The organism is Petrocella sp. FN5 (assembly GCF_029210395.1).
In the GTDB taxonomy this organism is placed as follows: domain Bacteria; phylum Bacillota; class Clostridia; order Lachnospirales; family Vallitaleaceae; genus Petrocella.
Window position 1 is genome coordinate 1 of the sequence record NZ_JARGDP010000094.1, and the last position, 8,664, is coordinate 8,664.

The following is an 8,664-nucleotide window of genomic DNA, read 5'->3' on the forward strand; positions in this document are numbered from 1 at the left end:
TAATTAAAAACAATTTGTTTATTAATCTCACTGGCTTGATCATAAACAAGATCTTTACTTGTCTTTGTGCTGATGTAGTAAACAGATAATATAGATATTGTAACGGACACGGCCAATACAAGTGTGATCGTTGCTATAATTGTCTGCATAATCGTAAAATGGTTCATAGAAAATCTTTTAGTATGCTTCATTTTTTTTGAACTCCTTTGGTGATTGACCGGTTGTTTTCTTGAAACTATGACTAAAATAGTAAACGTCTTTATAGCCACATTTTTCAGCGATGGACACCATTTTATCTTCAGTGTTCTTTAATAACAACTTTGCATGGTCAATTCTTTTTGAAACCAAGTAACGATTGAAGGTCGTTTCTGTCTCCTTTTTAAACAAAGTACTTAAATAAGATACACTAATATTGAAAGCATCACCGACCATGTCCATATTCATTTCAGGGTTATCGTAGTGTTGCTCTAAATAAGCAATAATCTCACCCATGAGTTTAGATGTTTTTTTTGTTTTTCTTGTAGCAATATCCGCTTTCATCTCAGAGGTAAGCTTCGTTATCAATATCATAAAACCATCAATATTCTTAGATTCAATATACGTCTTAATGGTATTAATATCTAAAGATCGCCTTAAATTAGCACTAACACTATCTGAATACTCTATTAATAAGCCGCTCAGGGTTACTATGACACAAAAAAAATCATAAAGATGCTCTTCTTTGATTTTTTTTGTAAGCTTCGCAATATACTCCGAAAAATCTTCGTCATTCATATACCTCATATTCTTTTTAAACTCATTAATATCTTCGACATTAAAGCTCTTCTTATCGGGGATTATATCGTTGTCCCCATAATAATTTATGGTATTGGAATCATCCATGCCATATGACTCTAATTCAAATTGGCACTGTCTGTACAGATCAAATAAATTATCAAATTGATCAGCAAGACTGACACCCATTGCAATATCGACTAAGATATATTTCTTTATATCGTTAATCACCTTATATAAAACAAGATCGAGTGTTTTCTTAAAATCCTCTCTATCTGCTTTAACAATGCTCACAATGTCTTGTCCAAATAGGATGTGATAAGCATTGAAGCTCTCACCTACTAATTCTTCCATCATTAAAAAACACTGGTTTTTCTTCTTCTCTAATTCGATAATATTACCGGTGAAATTCATCAACCTCGTACAAATCACCACATGAGGTTGGCTGATGCTTATTCCTACTTCATTAACCATAATCTCATCATCATTATTTAACTGATATTCATTTAAATAATGATAAATAATACGGTTTCTTACTTGATTTAAGACCATTTCTTCTTTCAGCTGTATATGTTCATTTTCTGCATCTAATGATTGTTTTATCTTGTCTAGGAACTCCTCAACATTGCCACTTGTTATGGGCTTTGACAAATAGGCCACAACATCTAAATTAATTGCTTCTTTAAGATAACTATAGTCGTCATACCCTGAGATGATTGCTACTTTTACAGTTGGATAACTTTTTCGAATGATACGCGTCAACTCAATACCGTCCACAAATGGCATTTTAATGTCTGTAATGACAACATCCGGCGTATGTTCCTCTAACAAATCCAGTGCATCATAGCCATTTGAGGCTGATCCTATGACTTCAAAGTCTTTCTGACCTTCGATCTTTGATGCAATTCTACCTCTTACTTCATCTTCATCATCTACCAAAACGATTGTATATTTCATGTTCCACCTCTATCATGCCTTATAGAATAGGCTGATTTTTTCATGCCTTATATACTACAATAATACAGTCCTAAATATCTGTCTATCTTTTTATCTTATTAAGACACAAGAATCTCCCTCTAATTTATGTACCCGTCACTTCTTTTGAATAAAGTTAATTATTTAACAAATAGGGTTGACGCATATACTTAAACGCGTTATAATAATCAATAATTTCATATGTTTGTGGCACAGATGAGGAATAGTAAAATTATTTAGGTATTAAGAGAGCTGATGGTTGGTGAAAATCAGTTACTTTTTGATTTGAATCCACCTCGGAGCTTTTGGGTAACACCAAACGTATTTAAGGCGATAACTTAATCGAGTGGATACAATGTATCAACTAGGGTGGCAACGCGGGTAAACTTCTCGTCCCTTTTTTGGGGATGGCGGAGTTTTTTTTGATTTGTGTTTAAAGAAAGGATGGTATTATGAATATTCTAGTTGCGGAAAAAATTGCAGACGAAGGCATTGAATTTTTGAAGTCAAAAGGAATGAATGTGACTGTTGATTATGGTTTAACTCGAGAAGCACTTTTGAAAAGTATTGGAGATTATGATGCACTTATTGTAAGAAGTGTTACCAAAGTTAATGAAGAACTCTATCAACAGGCTAAAAAATTAAAAGTCGTTGGCCGAGCAGGAAATGGCGTGGATAATATAGAATTATCCGGCGCTACAGAAAGAGGCATCATTGTTGTAAATACTCCAGACGCTAACACTGTGTCAGCGGCAGAACATACAATCGCACTTATGTTATCTCTTTCAAGAAATATTCCAAGAGCCGACGCACATATAAAATCTAGACAATGGGATAGAACCTTATTTCAAGGTGTAGAATTAATGGGTAAAACCCTTGGTGTCATTGGCCTTGGTAGGATAGGAACCATGGTTGCAACCAGAATGCAATCCTTTGGAATGGATGTCATTGCATATGACCCTTATATTAACGCAGACAAATTCGAACGTTTTAATGTGACACGCGCTAACACGCTGGATGAACTCTTGGATCTTTCCGATTTCATTTCCGTGCATACACCTAAGACAAAAGAAACACTTGGTATGATTAATGAAAACGCTTTCAAGCGTGTAAAAAAAGAAGTACGTATCATCAACTGTGCTCGTGGCGGCATCGTTGATGAAGAAGCGCTTTACAAAGCAATAAAGGAAGGTACCGTTGCCGGCGCAGCAATTGATGTACTAAAAGACGAACCCCATCCAATCTCGCCTTTACTTGACCTTGAAGAAACGATTATCACCCCACATCTCGGTGCAGATACAATTGAAGCTCAAAAGAATGTAGGTGAAACGATTGCTATTGAAGTCTATGAGGCCCTAAAAGGAAAATTAATTGCAAATGCTGTGAATCTACCAAGCCTTTCCGTTAATGAGCTTGAACAGATGAAACCCTTCCTCACACTTGTTGAACGCATGGGGAAACTTTATCATCAAATACACAAAGAAGTTGCCAAAACAATTGAGTTCATTTATAAAGGAGAATTATCTCACCATTCAACAGAGCCACTTGTGCTTTCCTTTATAAAAGGTCTATATGAAACTGTACTTGATACGCCTGTAACCTATGTTAATGCGAGAATATTAGCTGAAAACAGAGGCATTGCCATATCTGAAAGAAGGGTAAGTACATCCGATGAATACTCAAATTCTATAGCAATAAAACTTCATAGTAAAAATGAAATATTTGAAATAGAGGGTACTGTTTTAGGAAAAGGCGAACCCAGAATCGTGGCAATCAACAATTATTCAATAGATATTGTACCAAAAGGCAATATGCTACTTATTGAAAACAACGATAGTCCCGGTATGATTGGAGCAATCGGTCATATCCTTGGTCAAAACAAGATCAATATTTCAACTATGAACGTCAGTCTTTCTCAGACTCACAAGTCTGCTATGATGCTTCTCACAGTCGACCAGACAATCAATGATGATGTTCTTTTTGAGATTCAACAGCATCCAGGCATTTTAAAAGCTTGGTCACTTAAAATATAGGAGGTTTTATAATGAAAAAAAAAATTGCAGTCATCCCAGGAGATGGTATCGGTACAGAGGTTATGGAAGAAGGCATAAAGGTACTTCATCACTACTTATCACTTCAAGGGTTGCCTCCTGTCCAGTTAACCCATTACCCTTGGGGATGTGAATATTATCATAACACTGGTAGAATGATGCCTGAAGACGGTATGATCGAGCTTGAGAATTACGATGCCATCTTATTAGGTGCTGTTGGCTATCCAGGCGTTCCTGACCACATTTCTCTTCGAGAGTTATTATTAAAAATCAGACAAGGCTTTGACCAATCTATAAACTTAAGACCCATCAAGTTATTAAAAGGTGCACCTTGCCCTCTAAAAAACAAAACACCTAAAGATATTGATTTTGTGGTCGTAAGAGAAAATGTTGAAGGTGAGTATTCAGGACACGGTGAATTCAAAGATGTAGGTACGGATGACGAAGCTGCTCATCAGACCGGTGTATTCACCAAAAAAAATACCGACCGGGTTATGAAATACGCTTTTGAACTCTCTCAAAAGCGTAATAGAGCAAAGAAATTAACCAGTGCAACAAAATCCAATGCTCTTAATTACAGCATGGTATTTTGGGACAATAGGTTCAATGCTATTTCACAAAACTATCCCGATATTAAAACTGAGGTGAACCATGTAGATGCCATTAGCATGTATTTTGTACAGAGACCTGAAAGCTTTGACGTGGTTGTGGCCTCTAATCTATTTGGTGATATTATTACAGATCTTGGGGCAGCCCTTCAAGGCGGTCTAGGGTTTGCAGCAAGCGCCAATCTAAATATAGAAGGTACCTACCCTTCCATGTTTGAGCCAGTTCATGGTTCTGCACCAGAAATTGCAGGTAAACAAATCGCCAATCCTATGGCCATGATATGGACTGTAAAAATGATGCTTGATCAGTTGTATCCAGAAATGACACACGATATAATTGTAGATGCCATTGAAGCCGTGCTCGTTGAAGGAAAGTGTCTTACAAGAGATCTAGGCGGTATATCACCAACCTCTGATGTTGGATCTGCAATATGTGATATGCTCACCACATTAATTAAAAACGCATAGGTTAAGAACAGAATCCTTCGATTATAATGGTATCGGTAAACAAAAAAGTAAATGTTGGTAAAAGAATTATTACTATCTTTTACCAACATTTACTTTTAAATATAATTATTGCCAACCTGTCGTTCCATATTCATCAACATTATATATATCAATAAATATGACATCTACAAATATTTCTTTTTCTATCTCTTTACCGGATAGAAGATCATAAGCTACTTGTGCTGCTGTCGTTCCAATCGTCATAGGTGATTGTGCTGCTGTGGCAGTCATCTTTCTATCTTTAATCATTTGTTTTGCTTCCGGAGCACCATCTATCCCATAAACAAGCACTTTTTCTTCACTTTCAACCGCTTGAAGTGCTGCTATAGCGCCCATTGCTGTTGGATCATTTAATGCCATTACAACATTAATGTCAGGGTTCACCTGTATAATGTTTTCCATTACAGACATGGCTTGTTCTAGTTGCCCCTCTGATGATTGTCTGGTAACGATTTCATAGTGCTCCATACCTGCAATGGTATCAATAAACCCCTGGGTTCTATCAATGGCTGATTTAGCCGTTGGGTGTTCTAGGATTACAATTTTAGCATTGTTTAGTCTTTTCATCATATCCTTAGCACATATAACACCAGCATTATAATTATCTGATGTAATAATGGATGCAACGAGTTCTGTATCATACACAGGCGCATCTACATTAATTACAGGAATACCGGCCTCCTCTGCTGCTTCAAGTGCAGGACGGATGCCTTTCCAATCTACTGGCGTTATAAAAATAGCATCTACACCTTGTGCAATAAGATCCTCTATTTGACTGATTTGTTTCTCTGGGTCAAGCGCTGGATCTAGTGCAATCAGAATATCACCGTTAGCTTCTACGACATCTTTAATGCCTTTATTAAGCAATACAAAGAAAGGATTGTTTAAGGTCATATAAGTAGCACCAAACTTATAGGATGTATTTAATTGTAGTAAATCACTATTCTTTTCTTCCTTACTGCATCCCGAAAACACACCTACAACCATTGATAATACTAGTAATACTACTAATACTTTTTTCATTGCTTTCCCTCCAAGTTTTTAATGCTCACTTTCCAGTATACTATCAGCTTCTTCTCTAACACTACGTAGAATCTCTTGCATAGATTTGTCATCCATTATGTTTACCTTAATCCTTGTATCCATAGATTCTATAAGCTTCTGATACTTTTTAAAAGTTGGCTCAATAACCGATTGGTCAATAACCAACTTCAAAAAAGCTGAATCCAAAACATTGTTCATTAAATCATCCTGAGATAATGCCTGGTTTGTTACTGATATTTTGGTGGGCAAGGTATAGGTGTAATCCCAAACCATTTGTTGAACTGCATCATCATTACTCATGAACTTTATAAAGGCCCAGGCTAAATCCTTGTTCTTGGATCTACTGCTCATGCCCCATTGTACTGTATAAAGCTTCCCAATACTTGTCTCTTGATCCACACCGGGAAATGATATGGGTTCCCATATAAAATCTGAATACTTTTTCACTTTATAGGGATAGGGTTTATAGGCTCTAAACTCAGCTAATGAAAAGGTCTTAAACCCAACTAACCCCTGATCAAATGCATAAGGTGGCACGATTTGCCCACTGTTTTGTGTATATAATGCTTTTGAGACCTCAATTGCTTTCCTAAGTTTTTCTTCATCATATACATCAATTGCCTTTTCACCAGCCTCAAAAGTTCCTTTTGCTGCATAGTAAGTATTTTCCCATCCATATCCTACCACGCCATATTGGTCATTCATACCATCCTGATTCGTATCCTGGGTCAGTGTTTCACACATTCTTAGAAATTCGCCAACAGTCCAATCCATGTTAGGGATTGCCAAGTTATTATCTTTTAATAGCGTTTCATTGACAATCATAAATGTTGGCACAATCTGAAAAGGCATGGCATATTGGTAGCCATCATAGACACCGGCCTCAATCCCTTTTTTGTAAAAGTCTTCAGGATGAAAATTAGGATCGTCCTCTATGTACGTATCCAAAGGCTCTAACATACCAATATAAGATAAAGTGTCAAAGTCTTCTCCAAGTACAATAAAAACATCCGGTTCATTACCAATCAAAATCCTTTGTGCCAACCACTCTGAATAGTCCTCCATTAATGTACCACTCCGGTATTCAACGCTTACACCTGGATTCTCTTTTTCAAAAAGCTTAATGGCTTCGTCATATATGCGATATACATCTATTTGAGGGACGCCCCATTCATTTCCCGAATAAATACCTATTTGTACAACTGTTTTTTTTTCTGATTTTAGTGCTTGAATTAAAAAAAAGCTAATTATTATTAAGACTATTACAACTAAGGCTATACTATATTTCTTCATATTTTCTCCGGATTTATTTTCGTTAATCATATGCAGCCCCCCATCTTATGGGAATTCCAACATGTATCGTAAAACCCTCTCCTATTTTTGTTTCATATATCATTGTACCGTTTAACATTGCAATTCTTTCTCTTATATGTGTTAATCCAAACCCTTCTTCAACATTCACACTGCCTTTCCCATTATCCTTAATCATCACTTTCACTACATGTTGATAAAAATCAATATATAAATGAATGTGACTTGCCTTACCATGTCGAATTGCATTTGTTATAGACTCTTGAATAATTCTATAAACCGTCTGTTCTTCATCTTCTTTTAGCCTAAGGATGGGCCCGTTAATCTCCATATCTATCTTAACAGGTGTACACTCATTGATATCATTTACCATCACTGTAATCGCCGGAATAAGATCAGACTTAGAAATAGTATCCACCTTTAATTCTCGAACGGAACGACGAACCTCATCCAAGCCCTTTCTAGAAAGATCCAGTATTTTACCCAGCTGTTTTTTTGCAACTTCAGGCTCAATTCCAATTATTGAAACACAAGCTTCCAAACCAGTTGTTATACTCGTTAATGAATGACCTAATATGTCATGTATTTCCCTTGCCAGTCGATTTCGTTCCTTCATTTTTGCATTTTCTTCCATGGTTTGTGCAAAATCTTCAAGTTGCATATTCGCAATCTTAAGCTCAGACGCTGTTTCTCTTAACTTCGTATTTAAAGAACTAATGGCTGCATTTTCATTAATCTTGTTTTGAAGCAAAAGATAAAGAAAGCCAATGAACCCTATTTCATTAATGGATGTCAATAGATTCTTACCTACCAACATAAAGATTTTTACTTCTTCTGAATTATAGTCTACATACTCTGTAAGTGACAGCATTGCAAGTCGGTTGGACCAAATATCATAGTCTAATAATATAAAGGAGATTATTGCAAAAATGAGCATCCATACCCTTGAATGAGGTTCTTTTGCATATGTAATTATGTTCATCATCAGTAAAAGGAATATGCCTCGGTAACTAAAATTCATATAATAAACAATCATAAAGCACAGCCAAAAATCAACCAATAGAAGAATCCTTACACCAAAAAACTTCCTCTTAAGTAAATAACTTTTCATTATATTTGAAGCACCAAGTGCCAGCATATACACTATTGCAAGAACGGCAATATTTTGTGGAATAATAGGTAAATACTGTACCCGTTCAAGGAATTCTCTTGCTAAAAAACCATCAAAAATCTTAGTTGTTGTTGATGAGATGATGAATGAGAAAAAAAGAATCACAACAACATTAACTAAATAATTAAGTTTACGTATGATTGATATTGGTGTTGTCTCAAGCATCTTATTCACCCCCAACCCATTGCTTCTCTATAATAGAATATCTGATTATCTCTACTTA

Annotated in this window: 7 protein-coding genes and 1 other annotated feature; of the genes, 2 read left to right on the forward strand and 5 right to left on the reverse strand. The window is 35.9% G+C overall.

Translation table 11 applies throughout. The features are described from left to right. A partial coding sequence (locus tag P0N36_RS13815) for a hypothetical protein (protein WP_275843444.1) occupies positions 1-191 on the reverse strand: 191 nt, incomplete at its 3' end. After that, entirely contained in the window at positions 178-1,731 is a 1,554-nt protein-coding gene (locus P0N36_RS13820) for a response regulator transcription factor (protein WP_275843445.1), read from the reverse strand. The genes P0N36_RS13820 and P0N36_RS13815, both read right to left, overlap by 14 nt. 222 nt (positions 1,732-1,953) lie before the next feature. Then, positions 1,954-2,150: a binding site (T-box leader), on the forward strand. Between the two features lie 51 nt (positions 2,151-2,201). On the opposite strand from P0N36_RS13820, the gene serA reads away from it, so the two are divergent. Next, positions 2,202-3,782 (forward strand): phosphoglycerate dehydrogenase, encoded by a 1,581-nt coding sequence (gene serA, locus P0N36_RS13825; protein WP_275843446.1) that lies wholly within the window; start codon positions 2,202-2,204, stop codon positions 3,780-3,782. An 11-nt stretch (positions 3,783-3,793) separates the two neighbouring features. Further along, positions 3,794-4,876, forward strand: a complete 1,083-nt coding sequence (locus P0N36_RS13830) for a tartrate dehydrogenase (RefSeq protein ID WP_275843447.1) — start codon at positions 3,794-3,796, stop codon at positions 4,874-4,876. Positions 4,877-4,981: 105 nt separating this feature from the next. Here the strand turns inward: P0N36_RS13830 and P0N36_RS13835 are convergent, their stop codons facing one another. The 3 genes from P0N36_RS13835 to P0N36_RS13845 are packed head-to-tail and all read right to left on the reverse strand — an operon-like array spanning position 4,982 to position 8,606. Then, complete coding sequence (locus P0N36_RS13835; RefSeq protein ID WP_275843448.1) at positions 4,982-5,938, reverse strand: sugar ABC transporter substrate-binding protein; 957 nt, start codon at positions 5,936-5,938, stop codon at positions 4,982-4,984. An 18-nt stretch (positions 5,939-5,956) separates the two neighbouring features. Further along, on the reverse strand, positions 5,957-7,282 hold the full coding sequence (locus P0N36_RS13840) for an ABC transporter substrate-binding protein (RefSeq protein WP_275843449.1): 1,326 nt from the start codon (positions 7,280-7,282) through the stop codon (positions 5,957-5,959). After that, the gene (locus P0N36_RS13845) at positions 7,275-8,606 is read right to left on the reverse strand and encodes a sensor histidine kinase (RefSeq protein ID WP_275843450.1); all 1,332 of its coding nucleotides are present in this window, start codon (positions 8,604-8,606) and stop codon (positions 7,275-7,277) included. The genes P0N36_RS13840 and P0N36_RS13845 overlap by 8 nt, the downstream gene beginning before the upstream one ends. Positions 8,607-8,664 lie beyond the last annotated feature (58 nt).

Bases quoted from the DNA above. Each gene is read 5' to 3' on its own strand.
- P0N36_RS13820 (WP_275843445.1), bottom strand. From the start codon at position 1,731: ATGAAATATACAATCGTTTTGGTAGATGATGAAGATGAAGTAAGAGGT.
- serA (WP_275843446.1), top strand. From the start codon at position 2,202: ATGAATATTCTAGTTGCGGAAAAAATTGCAGACGAAGGCATTGAATTT.
- P0N36_RS13830 (WP_275843447.1), top strand. From the start codon at position 3,794: ATGAAAAAAAAAATTGCAGTCATCCCAGGAGATGGTATCGGTACAGAG.
- P0N36_RS13835 (WP_275843448.1), bottom strand. From the start codon at position 5,938: ATGAAAAAAGTATTAGTAGTATTACTAGTATTATCAATGGTTGTAGGT.
- P0N36_RS13840 (WP_275843449.1), bottom strand. From the start codon at position 7,282: ATGATTAACGAAAATAAATCCGGAGAAAATATGAAGAAATATAGTATA.
- P0N36_RS13845 (WP_275843450.1), bottom strand. From the start codon at position 8,606: ATGCTTGAGACAACACCAATATCAATCATACGTAAACTTAATTATTTA.